The 22,400-nt window shown below is 53.0% G+C and carries 23 protein-coding genes; 17 read left to right on the top strand and 6 right to left on the bottom strand.

Annotated features, from left to right (window positions below; all coding sequences use genetic code 11):
• Positions 1–8: 8 nt before the first annotated feature.
• The 17 genes from lpxD to rfaP all read left to right on the top strand — a co-directional run bounded on the left by lpxD (position 9) and on the right by rfaP (position 16,085).
• On the top strand, positions 9–1,049 hold the full coding sequence (lpxD, locus tag GSUB_RS10455; RefSeq protein ID WP_040200711.1) for a UDP-3-O-(3-hydroxymyristoyl)glucosamine N-acyltransferase: 1,041 nt from the start codon (positions 9–11) through the stop codon (positions 1,047–1,049).
• Positions 1,046–1,489, top strand: coding sequence for a 3-hydroxyacyl-ACP dehydratase FabZ (gene fabZ, locus GSUB_RS10450; protein ID WP_040200710.1), 444 nt, complete (start codon positions 1,046–1,048; stop codon positions 1,487–1,489). Before lpxD ends, fabZ begins: the two co-directional genes overlap by 4 nt.
• Positions 1,490–1,494: 5 nt before the next feature.
• The gene (lpxA, locus tag GSUB_RS10445) at positions 1,495–2,268 is read left to right on the top strand and encodes an acyl-ACP--UDP-N-acetylglucosamine O-acyltransferase (RefSeq protein WP_040200708.1); all 774 of its coding nucleotides are present in this window, start codon (positions 1,495–1,497) and stop codon (positions 2,266–2,268) included.
• 15 nt (positions 2,269–2,283) lie between these two features.
• Entirely contained in the window at positions 2,284–3,234 is a 951-nt protein-coding gene (locus tag GSUB_RS10440) for a Gfo/Idh/MocA family protein (RefSeq protein WP_040200707.1), read from the top strand.
• A gap of 157 nt (positions 3,235–3,391) precedes the next feature.
• Complete coding sequence (locus GSUB_RS10435; RefSeq protein WP_040200706.1) at positions 3,392–4,489, top strand: DegT/DnrJ/EryC1/StrS family aminotransferase; 1,098 nt, start codon at positions 3,392–3,394, stop codon at positions 4,487–4,489.
• Positions 4,486–5,667, top strand: coding sequence for a lipid-A-disaccharide synthase (gene lpxB / locus GSUB_RS10430; protein ID WP_040200704.1), 1,182 nt, complete (start codon positions 4,486–4,488; stop codon positions 5,665–5,667). Before GSUB_RS10435 ends, lpxB begins: the two co-directional genes overlap by 4 nt.
• Complete coding sequence (gene msbA / locus GSUB_RS10425; protein WP_040200703.1) at positions 5,660–7,396, top strand: lipid A export permease/ATP-binding protein MsbA; 1,737 nt, start codon at positions 5,660–5,662, stop codon at positions 7,394–7,396. Before lpxB ends, msbA begins: the two co-directional genes overlap by 8 nt.
• A gap of 3 nt (positions 7,397–7,399) precedes the next feature.
• Positions 7,400–8,062, top strand: a complete 663-nt coding sequence (locus tag GSUB_RS10420; protein ID WP_040200701.1) for a lysophospholipid acyltransferase family protein — start codon at positions 7,400–7,402, stop codon at positions 8,060–8,062.
• Positions 8,046–9,335, top strand: coding sequence for a 3-deoxy-D-manno-octulosonic acid transferase (locus tag GSUB_RS10415; RefSeq protein WP_040200700.1), 1,290 nt, complete (start codon positions 8,046–8,048; stop codon positions 9,333–9,335). Before GSUB_RS10420 ends, GSUB_RS10415 begins: the two co-directional genes overlap by 17 nt.
• 3 nt (positions 9,336–9,338) lie before the next feature.
• The gene (lpxK, locus tag GSUB_RS10410) at positions 9,339–10,421 is read left to right on the top strand and encodes a tetraacyldisaccharide 4'-kinase (protein ID WP_052464853.1); all 1,083 of its coding nucleotides are present in this window, start codon (positions 9,339–9,341) and stop codon (positions 10,419–10,421) included.
• Positions 10,418–10,585, top strand: a complete 168-nt coding sequence (locus GSUB_RS18655) for a Trm112 family protein (RefSeq protein ID WP_084211942.1) — start codon at positions 10,418–10,420, stop codon at positions 10,583–10,585. Before lpxK ends, GSUB_RS18655 begins: the two co-directional genes overlap by 4 nt.
• Before the next feature lie 61 nt (positions 10,586–10,646).
• A complete protein-coding gene (waaF, locus tag GSUB_RS10405) occupies positions 10,647–11,681 on the top strand; it encodes a lipopolysaccharide heptosyltransferase II (protein WP_435051169.1) in 1,035 nt (344 codons plus the stop codon).
• Positions 11,678–12,778 (top strand): lipopolysaccharide heptosyltransferase I, encoded by a 1,101-nt coding sequence (gene waaC / locus GSUB_RS10400; RefSeq protein ID WP_040200698.1) that lies wholly within the window; start codon positions 11,678–11,680, stop codon positions 12,776–12,778. Before waaF ends, waaC begins: the two co-directional genes overlap by 4 nt.
• Before the next feature lie 130 nt (positions 12,779–12,908).
• A complete protein-coding gene (locus GSUB_RS10395; RefSeq protein ID WP_040200696.1) occupies positions 12,909–13,484 on the top strand; it encodes a D-sedoheptulose-7-phosphate isomerase in 576 nt (191 codons plus the stop codon).
• Between the two features lie 54 nt (positions 13,485–13,538).
• Positions 13,539–14,144, top strand: a complete 606-nt coding sequence (locus GSUB_RS19095) for a lipopolysaccharide kinase InaA family protein (RefSeq protein WP_158414073.1) — start codon at positions 13,539–13,541, stop codon at positions 14,142–14,144.
• A 13-nt stretch (positions 14,145–14,157) separates the two neighbouring features.
• Positions 14,158–15,276: a glycosyltransferase family 4 protein gene (locus GSUB_RS10385; protein ID WP_040202384.1), complete on the top strand. Its 1,119-nt coding sequence runs from the start codon at positions 14,158–14,160 to the stop codon at positions 15,274–15,276.
• On the top strand, positions 15,270–16,085 hold the full coding sequence (gene rfaP, locus GSUB_RS10380; RefSeq protein WP_040200694.1) for a lipopolysaccharide core heptose(I) kinase RfaP: 816 nt from the start codon (positions 15,270–15,272) through the stop codon (positions 16,083–16,085). Before GSUB_RS10385 ends, rfaP begins: the two co-directional genes overlap by 7 nt.
• Positions 16,086–16,122: 37 nt before the next feature.
• On the opposite strand, the gene GSUB_RS10375 is transcribed toward rfaP, so the two are convergent.
• The 6 genes from GSUB_RS10375 to GSUB_RS19090 form a co-directional block, all read right to left on the bottom strand.
• Positions 16,123–17,082 carry an SdiA-regulated domain-containing protein gene (locus GSUB_RS10375; protein ID WP_084211940.1) on the bottom strand — a complete coding sequence of 320 codons (960 nt, stop codon included), beginning with the start codon at positions 17,080–17,082 and terminating at the stop codon, positions 16,123–16,125.
• Positions 17,083–17,134: 52 nt separating this feature from the next.
• Complete coding sequence (locus tag GSUB_RS10370; protein WP_040200690.1) at positions 17,135–17,914, bottom strand: polysaccharide pyruvyl transferase family protein; 780 nt, start codon at positions 17,912–17,914, stop codon at positions 17,135–17,137.
• A 2-nt stretch (positions 17,915–17,916) separates the two neighbouring features.
• Positions 17,917–19,650 carry a carbamoyltransferase family protein gene (locus tag GSUB_RS10365; protein WP_040200689.1) on the bottom strand — a complete coding sequence of 578 codons (1,734 nt, stop codon included), beginning with the start codon at positions 19,648–19,650 and terminating at the stop codon, positions 17,917–17,919.
• 32 nt (positions 19,651–19,682) lie between these two features.
• Positions 19,683–20,936 (bottom strand): lipopolysaccharide kinase InaA family protein, encoded by a 1,254-nt coding sequence (locus GSUB_RS10360; RefSeq protein ID WP_158414072.1) that lies wholly within the window; start codon positions 20,934–20,936, stop codon positions 19,683–19,685.
• Positions 20,937–21,080: 144 nt separating this feature from the next.
• On the bottom strand, positions 21,081–21,875 hold the full coding sequence (locus GSUB_RS10355) for a lipopolysaccharide kinase InaA family protein (RefSeq protein ID WP_052464851.1): 795 nt from the start codon (positions 21,873–21,875) through the stop codon (positions 21,081–21,083).
• 17 nt (positions 21,876–21,892) lie between these two features.
• A complete protein-coding gene (locus GSUB_RS19090) occupies positions 21,893–22,261 on the bottom strand; it encodes a lipopolysaccharide kinase InaA family protein (protein WP_052464850.1) in 369 nt (122 codons plus the stop codon).
• Positions 22,262–22,400: the final 139 nt, after the last annotated feature.

The following is a 22,400-nucleotide window of genomic DNA, read 5'->3' as shown; positions in this document are numbered from 1 at the left end:
GGAACGCAATGGCAAGTCTGGCAGACATTGCGGCACAGATCGGCGGTCATGTGGTCGGCGATGCTTCTCTGGAAATAAAGCGCGTCGCCCCGATCGATGAAGCCCGCGAGGGGGACCTGACCTTTATTGCCAATCCCAAATACGTCGCTGAACTCGAGACAACGCAAGCGAGCGCGGTTATTGCCGCACCTGGTGTCGAATCAGATCGTGTTGCTCTTATTGTCAGCGACAATCCCTACCTGGCATTTGCCCGGGCGGTGGAATTTCTGCATGTATCCAGACCCGCCTCTCTCGGGGTCATGGACGGTGCCCATGTCCACCCCGAAGCAACCCTGGGGGAAGGGGTGACCATCCACCCCGGCTGTGTCGTCAGTGCGGGCGCACGGGTAGGCAATGGGACTATTTTACATCCTGGGGTGATCCTTTATTCCGACGTTGAGGTTGGCGAAAACTGTCTCCTGCACGCCAATGTCATTGTACGGGAAGGATGCCGACTTGGGGACCGCGTTATCGTCCAGCCGGGCGCTGTAATCGGTTCCGATGGATTCGGTTATGCTCCCGATGGTGGCCGCTATGTCAAGATTCCGCAGGTGGGAATTGTCGAAATTGGCGACGATGTTGAAATCGGGGCTGCTTCCTGTATCGATCGCGCAGCTCTAGGCGTGACCCGGATCGGCCGTGGCACAAAAATCGACAATCTGGTCCAGGTCGGGCACAATGTGGTCATCGGTGAAGACACGATTCTGGTCTCCCAGGTGGGGATCGCCGGCAGCACGACCATCGGCAACCATTGTACTTTTGGCGGGCAGGGTGCAGCCGCAGGTCATCTTCATATCGGCAATAACGTGACGATTGCTGCAAGGGGCGCTGCCGCAGGCAATATCCCTGACGGCCAGGTTATGTCCGGCGCGCCCGCCATGCCGCATAAAGATTGGCTTAAGGCTTCCATGGTCTTTCCGCGCCTTCCCGATATACGACGCGAAATGCAGCAGTTAAGAAAGAAAGTTGCGCAACTCGAAAAACAGCTTGAGGAGAACCAGGATCCATGACATTGGATATCAATGAAATCATGAAGCGCCTCCCTCACCGTTATCCTTTTCTGCTCGTTGACCGCATAGAGGAACTGGTCAAAGGTGAGAGGGTGGTGGGGGTTAAGAATGTGACCATCAACGAACCCTTTTTTCAAGGGCACTTCCCCGGTCATCCGGTCATGCCCGGTGTGCTGATTATCGAAGCCATGGCACAGGTGGGCGGTGTCTTTGCCATCATCAGTGATGAAATCGGCTCCGACATGGTGACGTATTTCACCGGCATTGATAAAGCGCGTTTTCGTAAACCGGTCCGTCCTGGCGATGTGCTGCGCATGCATCTTGAACTGCTGAACTGTAAACGCGGCCTGTATTGTTTCAGAGGCAAAGCCTATGTGGACGATAAACTTGTCGCCGAAGCCGACCTCAAAGCCACCTTCGCTCCGAAAGAAAACGGTTGAAAAGTATGTCTATACACCAAACGGCTATTGTTCACCCCGATGCCCATATCGGCAAGGATGTTGTCATCGGACCCTACGCTGTGATCGGCGAACACGTCAAGATCGGTGACCGCACGACGATCGGTCCGCACACCGTAATTGAAGGCGATACGGAAATCGGCGAGGACAATCGGATTTTTCAGTTTGCGTCTATCGGTGCAGCACCTCAGGATCTGAAATTCAGCGGTGAAAGGACGGCTCTGCGAATCGGTGATCGTAATGTGGTGCGTGAGTTTGTGACTCTGCATTGCGGGACGGTCGGAGGGGGCGGCGTTACGACAATCGGCAGCGATAACCTTTTTATGGCATACTGTCATGTCGCTCACGATTGTCATCTCGGTGATCATATTGTGATGGCCAACAGTGCGACTCTCGCAGGGCATGTCACCATCGGCGACTATGCGATTCTCAGTGCGCTGATCGCCGTTCATCAGTTCACCCGGGTTGGCGGCCATGTCATGATCAGCGGTGGATCCATGGTCAACCAGGATGTGCCGCCGTTTACCATCGCCCAGGGCGACCGGGCCAGAACCGTTGGGCTCAACCTCGTCGGCCTGAAGCGTCGTGGCTTTGACGAAAAAGCTGTTTCAGGGATTAAAAAGGCTTATCGTCTGCTTTTTCGTTCGGGCCTGCGTCTCGAGACCGCCGTTGAACAAATTATCGACGAAGTCGGGGATGTGCCCCAGGTTGTCGAATTTGTTGAATTTGTCAAAAGCAGCCAGCGCGGAATTGCGCGCTGAGTTAAAGGGAGTATCATGAGCCATCTTCGTGCCGGCGTCATCGGCGTCGGATATCTCGGGCGCTTTCATGCACAGAAATACGCGGCCCTGCCGGATGTGGATCTGGTCGGCGTTGTTGATGCAGATCAGGCTCGTGCCGAAGAAGTCGCCGGCGAAGTCGGCACTAAGGCATATGCCGATTATTCGGACCTTTTCGACAGCGTCGATCTAGTTTCGATCGTTGTGCCGACCCATCTGCATTTCAAAGTTGCCAAGGCTGCTCTGGAAGCCGGCGTACATATCCTTCTGGAAAAGCCTGTGACGCAGACTGTAGCCGAAGCTGATGAACTGATTCGGATTGCAGAGGATAATGGCCTGGTGTTCCAGGTCGGTCATCTTGAGCGTTTTAACCCCGCCGTTCTTGCACTGGGTGATGTCCTTAAAAATCCCATGTTCATCGAATCTCACCGTCTGTCGCCCTTCAAACCGAGGGGGACCGATGTCAATGTCGTGCTCGACCTGATGATCCATGATATCGACATCATCCTCAATATGGTCAACTCTCCGGTTGAGTCGATCAATTCTGTCGGTGTGCCGGTTCTGTCGGAGGAAGTCGATATCGCCAATGCCCGTCTACAGTTTGCCAACGGGTGTGTGGCCAACGTGACCGCGAGTCGTGTCAGCCGTGAACCGATGCGGCGAATTCGAATTTTTCAGCCCGATGCCTATGTCTCCATCGATTACCAGTCACGTAAAATCGGCATTTTCCGCAAAGGGGGGCAGGGGATTCCAGTTCCCGCCATTCCCAACGTGACGATGGATGAAACCAGCTTCTCCCAGGGCGACTCTCTTCTCGATGAGATCACGGCCTTTGTCCGTTCAGTCAAGGAAGGACTTCCCCCCGTTGTAAGTGGGGAGGACGGTAAGCGGGCGCTGGAAGTCGCGCTCTGGATTACCCGCAAACTGTTTCATGAAGTCAAATCGTAGAACAGAGCGTTGAACAGCCTTTAGCAGGAAGGCGAGGGCCTGGATCGGGCGATCTCGCCTTTCGTGTTTTACGCTCCTGTTGTAGCGACCACGCTAAATTATCATTTCAATCTGTTGAATTCGCTTTTTCAACTGTTTTTCAGACAGGAATTTTGCCATGAATATCCCGATGGTTGACCTTAAAAAACAATACGAGAATCTGAAGACCGAAATTGATCAGGCCATTCAGGGTGTCCTGGCGTCTACTCAGTTTATTCTCGGCCCCAATGTCCAGGCCCTCGAACAGGAGGCTGCTGCGCATCTTGGTGCTGAATTTGCTGTCAGCTGCGCCTCCGGAACCGATGCTCTGCAGTTGGCGCTGCGTGCCGCCGGTATCGGGGAGGGGGATGAAGTGATTACCTCGCCCTTTACTTTTATCGCCACGGCGGAGGCGATTGCCTATGTCGGCGCTCGCCCCGTATTTGTCGATGTTGATCCTAAAACCTTCAACCTCGAGCCTGAACTGATTGAAAAAGCTATTACAAATCGTACCGCGGCGATTCTTCCGGTACACCTGTTCGGTCAGCCCGCGGATCTTGCTCCGATGGTCGAGATCTGTAACCGGCACGGATTGAAATTGATTGAAGATTGTGCCCAGTCCTTTGGTGCAGCTTATGGCGACAAAATGACGGGGGCGATCGGCCTGGCGGGATGTCATTCCTTTTTTCCCAGCAAGAACCTCGGTTGCTACGGCGACGGCGGCATGGTGACGACCAATGATGCGAACGTGGCTGAAGAACTCAAAGTTCTGCGCAACCATGGCAGCCGGCAGCGATATCATCATTCTGTGATCGGCTTCAACAGCCGCCTTGACGAGATGCAGGCCGCCATTCTGCGGATCAAACTGGCCCGTATCGAGGAATTTAATCGCCTGCGGCGTCGCAATGCACACCTCTATAATGAGTGTCTGCGCGATCTTCCTGTGACCACGCCTTTTGAGGACGGCAAGGGAGTGCATGTCTACCACCAGTACACGATTCTGGTCGAGCAGCGCGACCAGGTCCAGAAAGCATTGACCGAGGCCGGAATTGCCTGCGCCATTTACTATCCGATCCCCCTGCATCGCCAGGAAGTATTTCGCGATGAATTTGCGCAACTTGACTGCCCGGTGTCGGAGCGTTTGGCGCAGCAGGTTCTGTCCCTGCCCATGTATCCCGAACTCAGCGAAGATCAGATCAAATATATCTGCAGTGTGATAGGTGACGCCCTGGCATGAGCGACCATGACCTGAATGCACAACACCGCCGTGCGCTGATCGTCACCGGTGAGGCCAGCGGCGACCTGCACGGAGCAAACCTGATTCGTGCGGCGCACGACATCGATCCCGATCTGGAATTTTTCGGTGTCGGCGGACGCCGGATGGAGGAACAGGGTTGCGAAATACTGTTCCGTGGTGAAGAACTGGCGGTGGTCGGTCTGTTTGAGGTGGCTGCCCATTTTCCAGCCATCTACCGGGCCTTCAGGAAACTCGAGTCAGTTCTGAAGAGTGATCGACGCCCTGATGTGCTTATTCTTATTGATTTCCCGGAATTTAATCTGCGTCTGGCGGCCAAAGCCAAAGCGGCCGGTGTCCCGGTGCTCTATTATGTCAGCCCTCAGGTGTGGGCGTGGCGGCGCGGTAGAGTTAAAACCATCGCTCGCCGTGTTGACCGTCTGGCGGCTATTTTCCCGTTTGAGCCGCAACTTTACGAAAGTTTGGATATCGATGTGGAGTACGTCGGCCATCCTCTGGTTGCGGACCTGACTCTGAAAGAGAGCCGCCAGGCTTATCTCGAGCGGCACGGGCTCGACCCGGAACGGCCCGTGGTCGGCCTGTTTCCCGGCAGCCGCCGCAGTGAGCTCAAATACATTTTCGATACAATCGCCGATACTGCGCGTACTTTGCATCGGCTGCGCCCGGATATTCAGTTTTTGCTGCCGGTTGCGCATTCGCTCAAACACACCAATTTTTACGAACGCATTCTTGGCAGCGGTCTCAAGATCAAGATGGTTCAGGATAACATTTACGATACCGCCAACGCCTGTGATGCCATCGCTTCGGTGTCCGGCACCGTCACTCTGCAGATAGCGCTGGTGGGGACACCTCTGGCCATCATTTACAAAATGAATCCACTGACATTCGCCATAGGCAAGCGCCTTGTCAAGGTGCCGCATATCGGCCTGGTCAATATTGTTGCCGGAAAAGGTGTGGTTCGCGAGTTCATTCAGGAGGCTGCCTCTGCGGAGGCGATCAGTGCCGAGGTCCTGCATATCCTGGAAGATCAGGCTTATCGCGATCAGATCAAGGAGCAGTTGCGCAAAGTTCGTCATTTGCTTGGTGAAGGTGGATGCTCGGAGAAGGTGGCGCGCATGGCATCGGAGATGAGTAAAGGGCTGGAGGAAAACAGTGGATAGTAAAGCCCTTGAAATATATCGCAGACTTTTGCAGTATTCGAGGCCCTACGCCTGGCGGATTGCCTTTGCTGTCGTCGCCTCGGTTCTTGTGGCCGGGACCGATGTCATGTTCGCACAGCTCGTTCAGCCTTTGGTGGACAATATTATTGCTGCGAAAAATGCCGATATTGTTTACTACGTTCCCGTTGCCATTCTCTCCCTGGCCGTTGTTAAGGGGGCTTCGCGCTATTTTCAGGAATACATGATCAAGACGGCTGGACAATTGGTGATTCAGGATGTCCGAAATGATCTGTACTCTCGGTCCGTTGGGCAATCTATGGGATTTTTCGGGCGCCATCAGACCGGATCCCTTATGTCGCGCGTGCTTAATGATGTCGGCATGATGCAGCGCTCGGCTGCGGATGTCGTGGTTGACGTGGTTCGCGATTCATTCGCGTTAATCGGCCTGGTCGCTCTGGTCTTTTACCGGGATGTGAATCTGGCGCTGGTGTCTTTCACTGTTTTGCCCCTCGTCATTTTCCCCGCCATTTATATCGGCCGCAAGGTCAAGATAAATACCGTCAAGGGGCAGAAGCAGATGGGCGGGGTCTCAAGCGTCCTGCAGGAGACCTTTGCCGGCATTAAGGTCATCAAGGCTTTTGGGTCCGAATCACGCGAAAGTGGTCGCTTCAGGGATGAAAATTTCAGATACTACCGGTTTATCCGCAAGGTTCTCAAATATGACGCAGCAACTGCCCCGATTGTTGAAATTTTTGCGTCTATCGGGGCCGCGGCAGTGTTCTGGTACGGAATCAATCGTGTGATCGATGGGGCTATGACACAAGGCGAACTCTTCTCCTTTGTCACCGCCATGTTCATGATGTACGGTCCGCTCAAGCGGCTGACGAAGGTCAACAACACGATACAAAAATCCCTGGGAGCCGCCGAACGCGTCTTCGAAATCATGGATGAACCGGTGGCCGTCAAGGACTTTCCCGGGGCTCAACCGCTTGAGATTACTTCAGGTGAAGTCGTATTCGACCATGTCGATTTTTCCTATGACGGCCAAGAGTATGTTTTGCATGATTTTAATCTGCGTGCCGCTCCAGGAGAAATTGTCGCGTTGGTGGGGCCAAGCGGGGCAGGTAAATCCACAGTCGTCGGGCTTCTGACACGTTTCTATGACCCACAGAAGGGTGCTGTGCGCATCGATGGACAGGATATTTGCCAGGTAACGCTCAAAAGCCTGAAAAAACATATCGCATTGGTTGACCAGGAAACATTTCTGTTCAATGACACAATTTACAATAATATTCGCTACGGCCGCTGGGATGCCAGCGAGGAAGAGGTTCAAAAAGCCGCACGAAAAGCCTTCGCTGAAGACTTTATTCTTCATCTGCCCGAAAAATATCAGACCCATATCGGTGATCGGGGTGTTCGTCTCTCCGGTGGACAGCGGCAGCGCATCAGCATCGCCCGGGCGATCTTGCGTGATGCACCTATTCTTCTTCTTGACGAGGCGACCAGTGCCCTGGATACCGAAAGCGAGAATGAGGTTCAGAGTGCACTGGCCAACCTGATGCGCGATCGCACAACTTTTGTAATTGCACATCGCCTGTCGACCATTATGGATGCAGACAAAATTGTGGTCATAGACAATGGTTGTGTGCTTGAGGTCGGGACTCATAACGAACTTCTGGCACGCAACGGACTCTATACCAAGTTGTACCAGATGCAGTTCCGGGAATAGGCGATGAAGAAACAGATTCGACACTGGGTTCTTTTTCAGGTGGTACCGAGGCTGGCTGCTGGATTTATCAACCTGCTGTACCGATCCATGCGAACCGAAGTGGTCGGACTGCCGCAAAGCCGGCAAAATCAAGAACCTGTTATTATCGCTTTTTGGCATGATCAACTGCTTTTGATGGTCAAGGGATACCATGGCCCCGGTGCGCGAATCCTCATCAGTGAGTCGAAAGATGGCGAGTTGATCGCCAAGACCATGGAATGTTTCGGGCAGGGCGCCGTTCGCGGCTCCTCGACCCGCGGGGGGCGCAAAGCCTTCAAGGCGCTTATGGATCTGGCACGCCAACCTTACGATCTGGTCATCACCCCAGATGGTCCACGAGGACCCCGTCATGAAGTTAAAGAGGGGGTTGTTCAATTGGCTCGCCTGACTCGAAGGCCTGTGGTGCCGATGGCTTTTGCCTGCAGTCGCGGGTATCGTTTCAGGAGCTGGGACCGTTTTTTATTGCCTTTTCCCTTCTCGCGGGGCGTATTCGCTTATGGCGATCCTTTGACCTACGATTCCAGTGACACCATGGAAAGTTTCCAGCAAAAATTGTCGCAGGGTCTTGCCACGACCCTGCAGACTGCTAAAAAGCGCTTGGAGGAGCAGGGTGTATCTGCTGTATGACGCAATTCTTTTTTTGGCCGCCCTTTTTCTGGTGCCTTACTACCTACTGCGGGGAGCGACCCGTGGTAAAGTGCGCCGGGGCCTGGGGCAGAGATTAGGCCTGTTTGATTCTGCCCAGACGCAGGTGCTGCGTGGCCGTAAAGTGATATGGATTCATGCTGTGTCGGTGGGGGAGACACGCGCCGCTATTCCATTAATCAAAGCGCTCCGCAAAGCCTATCCGGATTACAGCCTGCTGCTGACCAATGTGACGGAGACCGGGCACGATATTGCCCGCAAACTTCCGGAACTCGATCTCTGCCTGTTTTTCCCTTTTGATTTCTCCTTTGTCATTCGACGCGTTCTGACAAAAATCGATCCTCGTTTGATCGTTATCGTCGAAACGGAAATCTGGCCCAACCTGATCCGTTTCGCGCGTCAGCGCAACATTCCGGTCGTGCTGGTCAATGGGCGAATCTCCGATCGTTCCTTTCCGCGCTACATGTTCGGCCGCCGGCTGCTGGGCCCGGTTTTGCGGCAGTTTAATTCCCTTGGAATGCAAACCGAACTGGATGCCGAGCGTATCCTTGCCATGGGCGCACTGCCCGAGCAGGTTGTCGTTACTGGCAATCTGAAATTTGATCTGCATGCATCGCTGCCCGGCAAGGATGAGCTCGACCAGCTACGTGAGGATTTTTGCATCGATAAGCAGATTCCTGTCTGGGTGGCCGGCAGTACTCATGCCGGTGAGGAACAGATCCTTGTTGACACCTACAAGCGATTGATTGATCAGGGAAGGCGCCTGGTGCTGGTTCTTGTGCCCCGGCACCCCGAACGCTGCAAATCTGTTGCGGAAATGCTTCAGGCCAAGGGATTGCCGATGGTGATGCGCAGCGTCATTGATCAACGCTCGGAACTGTTGCGTTCCGGTGAAATCCTGCTCGTCGATACCGTTGGAGAAATGCTTAAACTCTATGCCTTGGCCGACATCGTGTTTGTCGGAGGGAGTCTGCGCAATGTGGGTGGGCACAACATTCTTGAAGGATGCCTGCTGAAAAAACCGGTGTTGTTCGGCCCGCACATGCACAACTTCAAGGAAATATCCCGTCTCGTTCTTGAAGCGGGCGGCGGTATGATGGTTGATGACGCAGGCGACCTCCTGAACGCACTGGAGAGATTGCTCGATCACCCGCAGGAGCGCGGGTCTATGGGAAAAAGGGGCTACGGGCTGCTTTCGCGCAATGCCGGTGCCACCGAGCGCACTCTGGAGCTGCTTAGAGCGGCGCAAGGGTAGGGGATGGATTTCTTCTCGCGTCTGCATCGCCGTTTGGCCTATCAAGGGCCGCAGACGATGTGTGAACATCTGCTATTCATGGCGCTGAAGCCATTGAGCATCCTTTATGGACTGATCGGGCTTTTACGTGTATGGTTTTACCGCGCCGGGGTGTTCGCGGTCTATCGTGCACCGGTGCCGGTGATTTCGGTGGGTAATCTCTCCGTTGGCGGGACCGGGAAGACCCCCGCGGTCGATTACCTTCTCAAACTTTTTTCCGCGCAAGAGATCCCCGTTGCCTGTGTCAGCAGGGGATATGGCGGGCAGGGTATTGAAGGCGTCGGAGTGGTCTGCCGTGGCAATGGCCCACTTTTGGAACCTTCGCACTGCGGCGACGAACCGTATCTGCTTGCTCGGCGCAATCCCTCGGCAACGATCCTGGTGTCACGCCGCCGTCGTGATGGTGTCCGCAGGGCGGTTGAAGAATTCGGTGCGAAAATCGTTGTACTTGACGATGGGTTTCAGCATCTGGCGGTAGCCCGTGATCTGGATATTGTTTTAATCGACGGTCGCAATCCCCTGGGCAACGGCTTTCCCGTTCCCGCCGGTCCTTTGCGGGAATTTCCTTCTGGTCTGCATCGCGGCGATCTTTTTCTTGCGACACGCTGCAATAACGCCGATCTTTCTCTTCTTCAGATCAACAGCAAGGTGTGGCGCTCTTGTCATGTGCTGGACAATGTGGGAATATCCCTTGACGGACAACGCGCCTCTTTGCAGGAACTTGCAGGAAAGAAAGGGGTGGCATTTGCTGGGATCGCAGACCCCGCCGCATTTTTCAAACAACTTGAGCAGGCTGGCTTGCAGCTGGTCGACCGGATTTCCCTGCCCGATCATGAAAATTACGATCCTCATACACTGAAGCGACTGCAACATGCGGGTCAGCAAGCCGATTTCTTCATAACCACTGAAAAAGATGGTGTTAAATTGCAGGGGCAGGCATTTCCACGCTCCTGCTATCAGGTTCCGATGACTCTTCAGATTGAAGATGAACAGGATTTTCGCCAGACATTACAGGATAAGCTGCAGCATAAAAGGAGCGTTGTATGACACTGAAACCTGAGTTGCTTGAAATTCTTGCCTGCCCTCAGTGCAAGGGCGCGGTTCGTTTTGACGAAGAGCGTAAAGGCATCGTATGCGAGAAGTGTCGGCTGGTTTATCCGGTGCAGGATGATATTCCGGTGATGTTGATTGATGAGGCTGAAAGGCTTTAGGAACGCGGGACGCGAAAGGCATAAGGCATAAGGCATAAGCCTTGAGGCTTGCGTGGGGTGTGTGTTGAAGAAAATTGATCCTGCATCGATAAATAAAATCATGGTTCGGATGACCAACTGGGTTGGTGATGCGGTGATGACCACCCCGGCGCTGAGTCAGGTACGAGCAACCTTTCCGGATGCGGAAATTGTCGTTGTGGCCAATCCGCTGGTAGCTGAATTATTCCAGTATCATCCGGATTGCGACCGGGTTCTGGTTTTTGACAAAAAGAGTGAGCATCAGGGGCTTGGTGGATTCATCAAATTCTGCGCGCAACTGCGTCGTGAGCGTTTCGACCTCGCAATTCTTTTCCAAAATGCCATTGAAGCGGCGTTTATGGCGGCTTGGGCCCTGATTCCCCGGCGCGCCGGGTACAAGACCGACGGCCGCGGCTGGCTGCTTAATTACGGCGTGCCCGCCGCAGATCGCAAACACGGCCTTCATCATACCGAATACTACTTGAGGATGGTGCGTGAAATTGGCCTCTCCGGAGGTGACGACTGTCTTAAACTGGCGTTGACTGACGATGAAAAGCAATGGGCATCGCAGCAGTTTTCCGGCCATCCTTGGGTTGCCGTTAATCCCGGTGCAGCCTATGGTTCCGCCAAACGCTGGATTCCGGAACGTTTTGCAGCAGTAGCTGACAGCCTGGCTGAAAAACATCAGGTTCAGATTGTTCTGACCGGCGGACCGGGAGAGCGTGAAATTGGTGCAGATATTGAGAATAGCATGCATAGTCGGCCCCTCAACCTGATCGGCCAAACCTCAGTGCGCCAGATGATGGCGGTGCTGGACCGCTGCCGTTTGATGGTGACCAATGATTCTGGCCCCATGCATGTGGCGGCCGCCTTTGGCGTGCCGATTGTCGCGGTTTTCGGCCCCACGGATCATCGGACGACTTCGCCCCATGCGCAGAGCTGTCGCATTATTCGCAGCGATGCGGATTGCGCCCCCTGCATGCTGCGCCAATGCCCCACTGATCATCGTTGCATGGAAGCTGTGACCGTCAATGATGTGCTTACTGCGGCTGATGAGCTTCTCGGAGCACGATCGTGAAAGTGCTGATTGTCAAGACCAGCGCATTGGGGGATGTGGTCCATGCGCTGCCGGTGCTGTCATGGATCAAAAGCGCTGACCCTTCCATTGAGATCGACTGGTTGGTGGAGGAATCATTTGCTGCCATTCTCGACCAACATCCCCTGATTGGAAGAATTCACCGCGTCAACACCAAAGCGTGGCGCAAGGCTGGGACATTAGCGGCGCTGGTTGGCTTTTGGGCAGGAATCAAAGCTCTCCGGTCTGAGCACTACGATATTGTTCTGGATTTGCAGGGCAACAGCAAAAGCGGCCTCTTCACGCTTTTCTCCGGGGCGCAGAAGCGGTTCGGTTTCGATCGCGCCGCAGTGCGTGAATGGCCCAATCTTCTGGCGACAAACCGCAAAATATCTTTGACTGAGGCACAACACCATATCAGCGAACGATCTCTGGCCGTAGCCCGTGCTGCCATTCCCGACGGTAAGAATGTACCTCTTGCCGGACCACTGGTTGCCGGACAGTCGGAGCGGGAAGCAATCTCATTGATGTTGCAAACACGCAATCTGGGAAAGCGCCCCTTGATCATTCTTCATTACGGAACAACATGGGAGACCAAGCTGTGGTCCTTGCAGAACTGGTCCGAATTAGCCCGCGCTCTTGCCAGGAGGGAAGCATACGATATCGTCCTGACTTGGGGAAATCAGGAAGAAAAGGAAGCAGCCGCGTCCATCTGCCGTGCCAGCGGGGATCAGGCCGTCATCTGGCCACGGGGAACGCTCAGGGAATTGGTGGCGCTGCTGGAGCGTGCCGACCTGGTGGTGGGGGGTGATACCGGCCCGGTCCACATAGCGGCGGCGGTAGGGACGCCAACGGTCTCTCTCTATCGGGTCACAGATGCCCAGCGCAACGGACCGCGGGGGCCTCTGCATCGATGTCTGCAGGTTCCGCTTGAATGTGCTGCGTGTTTACGTAAACAGTGTCCCCGGCAGAGTGAATGCGCGGAGGCCATCAGCGCCGATCAAGTCCTTGACGCAATCGATGATGCTTTCGCAAAAAATTCAAGCTGGACGGATAAGAAAGAAGCGTCAAATGCAAGGCGCGCGATTGTCGATCAATGAAGCGTAGTTATGTACGCCAAATTAGGTAGAGCCATTGCAGCAACGCAGCGGTTAGCGAATTTTGTGATCTCATCAATCGGTAAATTGCTGGTCGAGAAGGGGCAATAGGAGGGAAAAAGTGGCCACGCCAATGGAAAGTAAAATATCTCAACACCTGAGGCGGCATATCACGGTGTTTGAAGAGGTTGTTCTTCCCCTGACTTCCGACCTGGCCGAGTGTGCACGCCGTTTATGCGCGTGCTTGCAATCGGGTGGGAAAGTGCTTGTGATGGGCAATGGCGGCTCAGCGGCTGATGCTCAGCACTTAGCGGCCGAACTGGTCGGCCGTTTCTTGAAAAACCGTGCCGCCTTGCCGGCTATCGCATTGACCACCGATACCTCGATCCTTACTGCCGTGGGGAACGACTTTGGTTTTGAACAGATTTTTTCCCGGCAGATCGAAGCTTTGGCCAATCCTGGAGATATCGTTATAGGAATATCAACCAGTGGCCAGTCCCCAAATGTTCTGCACGCTATGAAAAGTGCCTCGCAGCGTGGCTGCTCCACCATCGCCTTTAGCGGACGTGACGGCGGGGAGCTGGTGCGGCAGGCCGACCTGACGCTTAACGTGGCAATTGCAGAGACCCCCCATATCCAGGAAGCGCACCTGACATTTATCCATATTTTGTGTGATCTGGTGGAAACGGAGTTGTTCGGCGCGGATTGAGATATGGAAAGGATTTCCCCCTCTGAATACTCCCGGTTGTTGCGGCGCTGCCGATTGCTGGAAAAAGATGCCTATGGCCCCAAGGTGCTTTTGTGCGACGAAGAGGTAATTGTCAAGGTTTTTCGACGAAAACGGTTTTTCTCCCGCGCTCTATTCTCCCCCCCGGCGCGCCGGTTCGCTCAAGTGGCTCAAAAGCTGATACAGCGCGGCATTACAACAGTAACGGTTCTTCGGTATGGGCAATGCTGCAAACCCGCCCGTGATCTGGTCTGGTATCGATATTTACCCGGAGAGACACTGCGGTGGCACTGCCAGCGTCCAGGGGCAGATTTGCCAGATCTTATGCAGCGCCTCGGTTCCTTTGTCGCGTTGCTGCACCAACGGGGAGTCCTTTTTCGCTCTCTGCATTGGGGCAATATCCTGGTGCAGCCCGATGGTGAGTTTGCGCTGATCGACATTCTTGATCTGCGCCTGCAAAACCAACCTTTGCGCCTGCACCAGCGCCGCCGCAATTTCCGTCATTTATTGCGCTATGAACAAGATGCCCTGATTCTTCAGCCAGACATTGAATCTTTTTGGAGAGGGTATAAAGCTGTGGCTCGATTGGCTGACGGGCAAATTCGGGCCCTTCGCCGACTCGATATTACAAGTAGAAAGTGAATTTTGGTCCCCCATGCGATTGGCTTTTGCCCTGTTCAAATACTTCCCCTACGGGGGGCTGCAACGTGACTGCATCAAGATTGCTCAAGAGTGTGTGCGGCGCGGACATCAGGTGGATATTTACTGTATGGAGTGGAGCGGACCTCAGCCTGCAAAACTGAATGTGGAAGTGTTGCCTATTGAGGCCTGGCCTAACTATAGACGGTATGAAAAGTTCTCTTCTCTGGTTCGCGAATATGCTGCAGAAAAAGACTATGATGCGCTGGTTGGATTTAATCGAATGCCCGGACTGGACTTTTACTTTGGCGCTGATCCGTCTTTTGCCCTTAAATTAAAGCAGAAGCCTTTCTGGTATAAATATTTGCCGCGTTCACGCAGTTTTTTAGACGCAGAGCGCGGGGTATTTGGTAGAGAGAGCAAAACGCGAATTTTTATGCTAAGCGATATGGAAATTCCCCATATTCAGCAATATTACAGGACGCCGAGTTCACGTTTTTTTCTGTTGCCGCCGGGTGTTGAAAAGGATCGTCTCGCCCCTTCGGATTATGTGAAACGCAGAATAGCCTTCCGGAATAAACTGGACGTAAAGCCTGATCAGAAATTACTTTTGATGGTCGGTTCTGGATTCCGAATTAAAGGTCTTGATCGTGCTCTGGAGGCCTTGGCTCGCTTGCCTTCCCCTTTGCGTGAAAAGAGCCTGTTGATGATCCTCGGACGGGATAATCAGAAGCCGTTTGAGCGCCAGGCGGAAAAACTCGGTTTGGCCCATCAGGTCCGATTTATGGGAGGACGCGATGACGTTGCTGACTTTTTGTTCTCTGCTGATCTACTGGTACACCCTGCTTATCGAGAGTCGGCGGGAATGATTCTGGTTGAGGCAATAGCCGCCCGACTCCCCGTTCTTGTGACAGACACATGTGGCTACAGTTTTCATATTAAGAACTCAGGCGCCGGTCGAGTTCATTCATCACCGTTCAATCTTCAGAAATTCAGCCAGAACATGTCCGACATGTTGACTCTAGATCCCAGTGTTTGGCAAAAAGCCGCGGATGACTATTTGCATAAAACGGATCTGTTTGGATTGGCTGAACGGGCGGCTGATATTATCGAAGGTAAGGTGTTGACATGCTGATCCTTCCACCAGAGTGGCAAGCTCTTTGGCAGGGCAAAGATCCATTCGACCAAATTTTTGCTCTCCAAGGGAAAGAATTCCGAAACATGGATGGTCGCCGCACCTTACGTTTTGAACTGCTGGGAAAGAGCTATTTTGTCAAAATGTATAGTGGGCTGGGATGGAAACGATTATTCAAAAGCCTGCTGACGTTACGCAGGCCGCCAGTAGCGTCAGCACGAAACGAATGGAAGGCGATACAGGCGCTCCATCACCTGGGAGTTGAAACCATGACAATCGTGGCCTACGGTGAGCGAGGTCACAGCCTCGTTGAGCGCCAATCCTTTTTGGTGACTGAGGATCTGGTGCAGACCGAAAGCCTTGAGGATTTCTGTCGTGATTGGCTAATATCTCCCCCGCCACCTCGATTGAAAAGGGCGTTGATTACACGAGTTGCGGAGATTTCCCGCATGTTGCATGAGAACGGCCTCAACCACCGAGACTACTACCTTTGTCATTTTCTGCTCGATGTATCTTCCGGTCGAGACCGGCTCAACCCCGAAGATCTGCACCTTTACCTCATTGATCTTCATCGTGTGCAGATCCGGAATCGGCTGCCTTACCGTTGGCGATTGAAGGACCTTGCCGGGTTGTATTTTTCCAGCCTTGAAATCGGACTGACAACGCGGGATTATTATCGTTTTATCCAAGTCTACATCGGGCTTTCTTTAAGGGAGTCCTTGCGACAATATGGAGATCTTTGGCGTCGAATTACCCAACGTGGCGTGCAGCTGCAAAAACGCTTCGATCGTAAATATCGATCAGGATAACCCTCTGACATTTCTGACTAGATACACATTTTAGTGTTCATTGGCGGCGAAACACATAAAACAGATTTGGTTCACTGACCACATAAAGATTTCCGTCAGAATCAAACGTAAGGCCTTCGACCTGCGGCGCGGATTTGCGCAAATCGCTAAACCATCGATTGAAAGACCTGAAGCTTACCATTTCACCTTGATCCGTCATTTCCATCAGCAATTTTGACTCGTCGCTGAGAATAAAAAGATGACCTGTGCCCGGATCAAAATAAATGTCAGACAAGTCGGTGGCAAAGACCCTGTCCTTGACCCAGTCGGTCAAATCCTTAATTTGAATCTGCATGTCCCCCTCGAGGCTAGCCCCGACGCCGGAAATCTCATATAGTTGACGTGGATCTCGTTCCTTGACGATAAAGAAACGATCACCTTCCCGATCATAGGTTATTCCCTCGAAACCTTTGTTTCCACTCAAATCAATCCCTAAAGAAATAAACTGCGCTTCCTTGATTTCTATTGTTCGAGGAGTGTTTGGAAGCAGAAAAAAACTGAGTTGATGTGTCCGTTCGTCAACGACAGCAACTCGCCCATTACCCATATAGGCCAATCCTTCCACATCACCGAAACCTCGCAGGGGAAAGATGCCTATGATTTCACCGGATTTGTCCAACGCAATCAGTGCAGTCGGATCACCGTTTGTCACAGCAAGAAAGCGATCAAGATCTGGATCGTATACGATAGATGAGAGGTTGTCTTTTATGCCTTTTATTTGTTTTGCTTCAGTGATGACCTTATAGTGAGGTAGCCAGCGGCTTTTCCCTTCCCATGTAGATTGATGGTAATGGCTTTTAATGTAAAAATAAATGTGTGCATCATAGTAATTGCGTTTCGCAATCAAAAAAACAATGATGGCCAAGATTGCAAAGATAATTATTCGATATTTTGTTCTTTTACCTAGGGAGGAGAAGGATTTGTTCTGCACAGGGTGGGAGTGCATAGTGTATGACATGTCCTTTTCTGCAAACTTCCCTGAAGGGATGACTTAAGGTAAAAGTTTCAAATTAACGGAAAGGAAATGCATCATGGAGTCGCTGTTTGATTTCTCTCAAACCAGGGCGGTGATACTCAAGGCACCATTTCTCGACTTCATGCACAGTAGTTGTGTTGCAAAAAGGAAAGGGGTTGGGAGACTCCAGCCCGAAAATAGAATAGTAATCTGAAAATTTAAAATCGTTCCCGCGAACTCCGTTTGAAATTTTAATCCAACCGTTGGGAATTTCAAGCGCGTCTGCGACAATCAAGCCATGCAGACTGGAAGAGAGAATATGTTCACAACGGCTGACCTGATTCAAAAACTCATCTGTTTCGGATAAGATGTCGATTACGCACACGCCAGGCTGTTTTGCAAATTCAGCAACAGCTGAATGCCCCTGGTCTTTGTAATGAGGTACGACACCGATCCGGAACTTTTTATGAGGGTGTTTCTCCGGGAGCAGTATGTCGCAAAGCAAACCTGGATCGCCTAGAGTGTCAACCGTTCGGTTGCGTAAGGTTGACGCCGTGAGTTTGCCACGTACGGCATGGATGAAGTGGGGTGTGCTGAAAGACGGTACCTGCTCAATGAGGCCGCTGCCCCAGACATGCACTCGGTGGCTCCAGAAGTGATTTTTGAGTCGCTGGAGGATGCTACCTACTGCGACCAGGTCACAATGCCGGGGCTTGGCGTACACCACTTCCCGGCCGCTGATTGCTTCACACAAAACAGGTGATAACCAATCCCCGAAATTCTTTTTCCCGTTTTTCAAACCGGATGACCAATAAAGTTTGAGCGGTTTTGTCATCGTTAAACAGCCTTCCTCACCAACACATCTTCCATTACCAGATACTTCAGATCACTGGCATAGAACATATTCAGCGCGTCTTGTGGTGAGCAAACCATAGGTTCTCCGCGCCGGTTGAGTGATGTGTTCAGGACGACGGCGTTGCCGGTGAGTTTTTCCAGTTCTTCGATGAGAGCGTAGTAGCGTGGGTTGGTTTCTTTTTCAACCACCTGTGCGCGAGAAGTCCCATCCTCGTGCACAACTTCAGGGATGCGGTCCTTCCATTCGGGATTCACATCGAAGGTAAAGGTCATATAGGGAGCCGGGTGGTCGGTCTGCAAAACCTCCGGTGCGATTCTGTCAAGCAGGCTGGGGCAGAAAGGGCGCCAGCGTTCGCGGAACTTGATCTGCTCATTGATGCGGTCGGCAACCCCCTTGACGCTTGGGCAACCCAGTATGCTGCGACAACCGAGGGCTCGTGGCCCGAATTCCATGCGCCCCTGGAACCAGGCGACGGGGTTGCCGTCGGCTAACAGGCGGGCTGTAGCCGTTGTGATCGCCTCGATTTTTTCCCATTCGGGTTTTCCCGGATGGTCTTTGCAGGCGGCAATACATTCATCCGTGGTGTATTGCGGGCCAAGATAGACGTGTTTGAGCGGCTCGACTTCGAATCCAGCCTGGTGGGCTGCATAGGAGGCGGCTCCCAGCGCGGTTCCGGCATCTGATGCTGCGGGTTGGACAAAAAGCCGCTTAACATAGGGCAGCGCCATGATGCGCTGGTTGAGCTTGACATTGAGCGCACTGCCGCCGGCAAAGCAGATCTGACCGGTTTCCTGCAATACGTCTTTGAGGTAATAGTCGATCATCTGCAGCGACAGGTCTTCAAAGAGCTGCTGTACGCAGGCGGCGTAATCGATATAGGGCTCGTCTGCGTCGTCGCCTTTGCGTTTTGGTCCCAGCCAGTCCACCAGTTTGCGGCTGAAGTAGTAGCCTTTGCCATCTTCTTTGTAACGGCGCAGGCCGATGGTATTAACCAACTGGGTGTTAACGATAAGCTCCCCTTTTTCGAAGCGTGCAAGACGCGAAAAATCATATTTCCTGGAGTCGCCGTAGGGGGCCATTCCCATGACCTTGAATTCGCCGTCGAGCATGTCGAATCCAAGATATTCCGTCATGGCGCCGTAGAGCCCGCCGAGGGAGTCGGGATCGTAGAATTCCTTGATTTTATGAATTTTTCCGTTTTCGCCATATCCGAAAAAGGTGGTGGCGTATTCGCCCTTGCCGTCAATGCCGAGAATGGCTGTCTTACCTTTGAAGCCACTCAGGTGGTAAGCGCTGCTGGCGTGGGCGAGGTGGTGCTCAACGGGTAAAAACTTCACGGTGTCCCAATTGATGCCAAGCTTTCCCAGTAACTCGCGGACTCTGGAGACATTGCGACGATAGTGGCGATTGCCGTTGAAGAGGGCGGAAAGAGCTCGATCGGGTGCATACCAGTAGCGTTTGGCAAAGTGCCAGCGATCAGGGCGATTAAGACCGATCGGAGCAAAGGGGAAGGCGACGATGTCGACATCGCGCGGTTTCAGCCCGGCGAAGTCGAGGCAAAAACGGGCTGATTCCAGGGGCAGCCTGTTCTTGGCGTGTTTGTCGCGAATAAATCGCTCTTCCTCTGCCGCTGCAACCAGTTTGTCATTGATGTACAGAGCTGCAGACGGATCGTGTGTTAAGGCTCCGGATAGGCCGAGAATGACTTTTGACATTGGTGTTTTTGCTCCATTAACTATTCGGTAAATCAAGGCAGTTGCTGGTCGAAGTAATTTTTCAGTGGTGAATTATGCTGCCAGTTCTGCAGGAAACGGCGGCGATCTATGGCGTAATGTCGTAAAAAAGCCCAGCGCCAGCGGCTTTCACCCATGGAGTCCAGGTCAATGACAGACGCTTTGTTGTCCATGAGTAAGAAATTGGTGGCTTTGCAGTCGCCATGGTAAATTCCCAAGTTGAAGAACTGCTGGAACAGCGAGATCAGGCCGTCCGCCTGCGGGTGTCCCTGTGGGTGCTGCAAATCGATTAAGGTGGCGGCACTGGGGGCGTCACACCAAACGCTCACATAATAGCAGGTTCGCCTCCACGGGCCAATTCGTTTTTCAACCATTGCAATGGCCTGGGGCGTTTGAATGTCGCTGATTTTCAAGCGGTGTGCATTTCGCCATGAGACCCAAGCGCGACTCGGTCTCAGCCCTTTTTTAAATGCGTGAAAAGCGTTTTTGATGTTATAGCGCTTGATGACCCAGTGAGAGCTGTCATTTTCTCCAGGGACACAGACTACTGTGGAACTGTTGCCGTCTTTCAACATGCGTCCCTGCTTTATAAGGGAGTCCGGGTCGCGGAGAAATTCCCGCAGCAAAGGTGAGTCTTGGTCGCGACGAAAAAGGGTCAGTTGATAGAAATCCTGCTGGCGGACAAATTCGCTGCAGTTTCGCACACTTTTCCCGACATAGCTAAGCCGTCGCCTCCGGCGCGCAGCTTTCAGGTCTCGGAGTAGGCGTTCGGTAAAATTCTGGTTCTGCAAGGGCATATGGTGCAGATACGCGGCTATGATGTCAGGGAGCAGACGGTCATGGTGGGGGGGGAGTTGGGCCAGAAGAAGTGCCAGGTTGCGGCGGCAGTTTTTTTCTTTCAGAGGCTTTCTCGAATACCGGATTCCGTCGCCATCTATGGCGTAAAGGGTTCCTTGGCTGAAAAGGAAATTTTCCAGATGCAGGTCGGATTGCAGCAATCCCTTTCGATGTCCCTTTGCGACCAATGTTACAAGAGGGACCAGGACCTCGAGTCGCTGATCATCGCTTTTGGCCTGCAGCCAATGATCCAATGCCGTGCAGGGTGTCGGGAGGCGCTCGAATATCAAAACTGGAGCGCCGTTGGCCAATGTGCCGGCGTAGAGCAGATCCGGCGATGTGATTCCTGCATCAAGCAGTGCTTTACAACCATTTTTTTCTCGTCGCCAGTGGCGATGGGCACTGTGGCCACCGTAAATTTTGGCGACCACCGGGTGGTGTCCCCAGTTGCCTGCGTAAACCAGGCGTTGTCCCGGCAGGTGACGGAGCAGCCGTTCGCATTGGAGATCCGGCGCAGTTGCAGTCTGCAGGCCGATGCGGCAGGGAAGTTGGTCTGGGGAGTCGATCATTTTCATTTAATGGGTTTTCCGCTTGATCTGACGGTGAACGGCCCGCCATAATTTTTTGCCCTCCGCCCCCAGCGTCTCTCTGCCTAGATAGGCTCTCAGGAAAACGACTGCATCGCGGCGAGGAAAATTTTCAGTATGGCGCACCAGCTGGGCCAGATCGCGGCAGCGAAGGTTTGCGCGCCACGGAGACCAGCGTGTTTTCTCAAGATCGATCAGGCAACAGCGCGGCTGCGGCTGGTTCGTGTCGACAAACAGATGCTTGGGGTACAGGCAGCGGTGCGCCAGCCTGTTTTGGTGAAGCTGTCCCACCGTTTCAGCTACCGGACGAAGAAGACGGGCGCGTTCGACCCGATCAGGCCGGCACCTTTGCCAGCAGTCCAGTATTTTATCCAGAGGCTCATATCCTTCGAGCCAAGCGGTCACAAGAATGGCCTGGTGATGATTCCCCTGCCGGCGTGTGGCGCAGTAAACAACCTGTGGAACAGGAATCCCAAGAGACGCAATGCGCTGGAACATGTTGAATTCCTTAACAAAAGTCAGCATCCCCCGCACGGGCTGTCGCCAGGTGCGAATAAGGTAATTCTGCTGTTTCTTGACAACGATTTTTGGCGAAGCGGATGGACTCTCCGGGAGTGAATAAAATCCGACCCGGCTCCATCCTCCTTCGCCTCGGCCCCGGTTGCCGGCATCTGCCAACTCGAGTTCGAGTTCCCAGAGGTCATCGAAGTTATTCAGCCTATTGGCCTGAAAACTTTTTTGCCAGTCAGGGTGGATGTAGAAGGGGGCTGAAGGTGAAGACATGGGAAAAGGGGGAATCCTCAACTTTTTGCCCCGAAAAAATTTAGAATCTGGTTGATTTGCTGCTTTGCGGCTAGATCCAGACGACTTTGCCGACCAAATGCCACCAGGCGAGGAATAGGTATTCCAAGTTCTGCGAAGTACTGCAGATTCTGCCATTCCCCCTGTGCCCGGCTGCGGCCGAGAAAACGCCGGAGTTTTTTCCCGCGCCGGTGGTACTGCTTGATATAATAATGCTGCCCCGCAACGGTGGTGCGGACAACAGAGCTTAAAGGATCAGAGGAGATCTTTTCCCCAGTCTGCTGCAGAGTGTTTTTCATGGAGCCGAAGGCATCCTGCTCCCAGGATGCCCCGAGAAAGTTCCAGAAGGCCTTCTTGTTGTTGAACATTAAATTCCTGTCCTTTTCTTGCGTGGGTTGCTTTTCATTCCATAATCGGCTAGAAATAGCCGGTTAGCGATATGATCGCATGTTTGCGTCGAAAAAGTGAACGATATCATAGTTTATTGGTATTGACCGGTCAACTTTA

It is taken from the genome of Geoalkalibacter subterraneus (assembly GCF_000827125.1).
Classification (GTDB): Bacteria; Desulfobacterota; Desulfuromonadia; order Desulfuromonadales; family Geoalkalibacteraceae; genus Geoalkalibacter_A; species Geoalkalibacter_A subterraneus.
The sequence above is the reverse complement of the archived record's forward strand: the minus strand, read 5'-3'. Positions and strand labels throughout refer to the sequence as shown.

What these genes read in the sequence shown, in the direction of transcription:
- lpxD (WP_040200711.1), top strand. Translation starts at nt 9, where the DNA reads ATGGCAAGTCTGGCAGACATTGCGGCACAGATCGGCGGTCATGTGGTC.
- GSUB_RS10420 (WP_040200701.1), top strand. Translation starts at nt 7,400, where the DNA reads ATGAAGAAACAGATTCGACACTGGGTTCTTTTTCAGGTGGTACCGAGG.
- GSUB_RS19090 (WP_052464850.1), bottom strand. Translation starts at nt 22,261, where the DNA reads ATGTTCAACAACAAGAAGGCCTTCTGGAACTTTCTCGGGGCATCCTGG.
- GSUB_RS10370 (WP_040200690.1), bottom strand. Translation starts at nt 17,914, where the DNA reads ATGACAAAACCGCTCAAACTTTATTGGTCATCCGGTTTGAAAAACGGG.
- GSUB_RS10385 (WP_040202384.1), top strand. Translation starts at nt 14,158, where the DNA reads ATGCGATTGGCTTTTGCCCTGTTCAAATACTTCCCCTACGGGGGGCTG.
- GSUB_RS10365 (WP_040200689.1), bottom strand. Translation starts at nt 19,650, where the DNA reads ATGTCAAAAGTCATTCTCGGCCTATCCGGAGCCTTAACACACGATCCG.
- GSUB_RS18655 (WP_084211942.1), top strand. Translation starts at nt 10,418, where the DNA reads ATGACACTGAAACCTGAGTTGCTTGAAATTCTTGCCTGCCCTCAGTGC.
- GSUB_RS10440 (WP_040200707.1), top strand. Translation starts at nt 2,284, where the DNA reads ATGAGCCATCTTCGTGCCGGCGTCATCGGCGTCGGATATCTCGGGCGC.
- GSUB_RS10395 (WP_040200696.1), top strand. Translation starts at nt 12,909, where the DNA reads ATGGAAAGTAAAATATCTCAACACCTGAGGCGGCATATCACGGTGTTT.
- lpxB (WP_040200704.1), top strand. Translation starts at nt 4,486, where the DNA reads ATGAGCGACCATGACCTGAATGCACAACACCGCCGTGCGCTGATCGTC.
- GSUB_RS10435 (WP_040200706.1), top strand. Translation starts at nt 3,392, where the DNA reads ATGAATATCCCGATGGTTGACCTTAAAAAACAATACGAGAATCTGAAG.
- rfaP (WP_040200694.1), top strand. Translation starts at nt 15,270, where the DNA reads ATGCTGATCCTTCCACCAGAGTGGCAAGCTCTTTGGCAGGGCAAAGAT.
- lpxA (WP_040200708.1), top strand. Translation starts at nt 1,495, where the DNA reads ATGTCTATACACCAAACGGCTATTGTTCACCCCGATGCCCATATCGGC.
- GSUB_RS10355 (WP_052464851.1), bottom strand. Translation starts at nt 21,875, where the DNA reads ATGTCTTCACCTTCAGCCCCCTTCTACATCCACCCTGACTGGCAAAAA.
- GSUB_RS10375 (WP_084211940.1), bottom strand. Translation starts at nt 17,082, where the DNA reads ATGTCATACACTATGCACTCCCACCCTGTGCAGAACAAATCCTTCTCC.
- lpxK (WP_052464853.1), top strand. Translation starts at nt 9,339, where the DNA reads ATGGATTTCTTCTCGCGTCTGCATCGCCGTTTGGCCTATCAAGGGCCG.
- fabZ (WP_040200710.1), top strand. Translation starts at nt 1,046, where the DNA reads ATGACATTGGATATCAATGAAATCATGAAGCGCCTCCCTCACCGTTAT.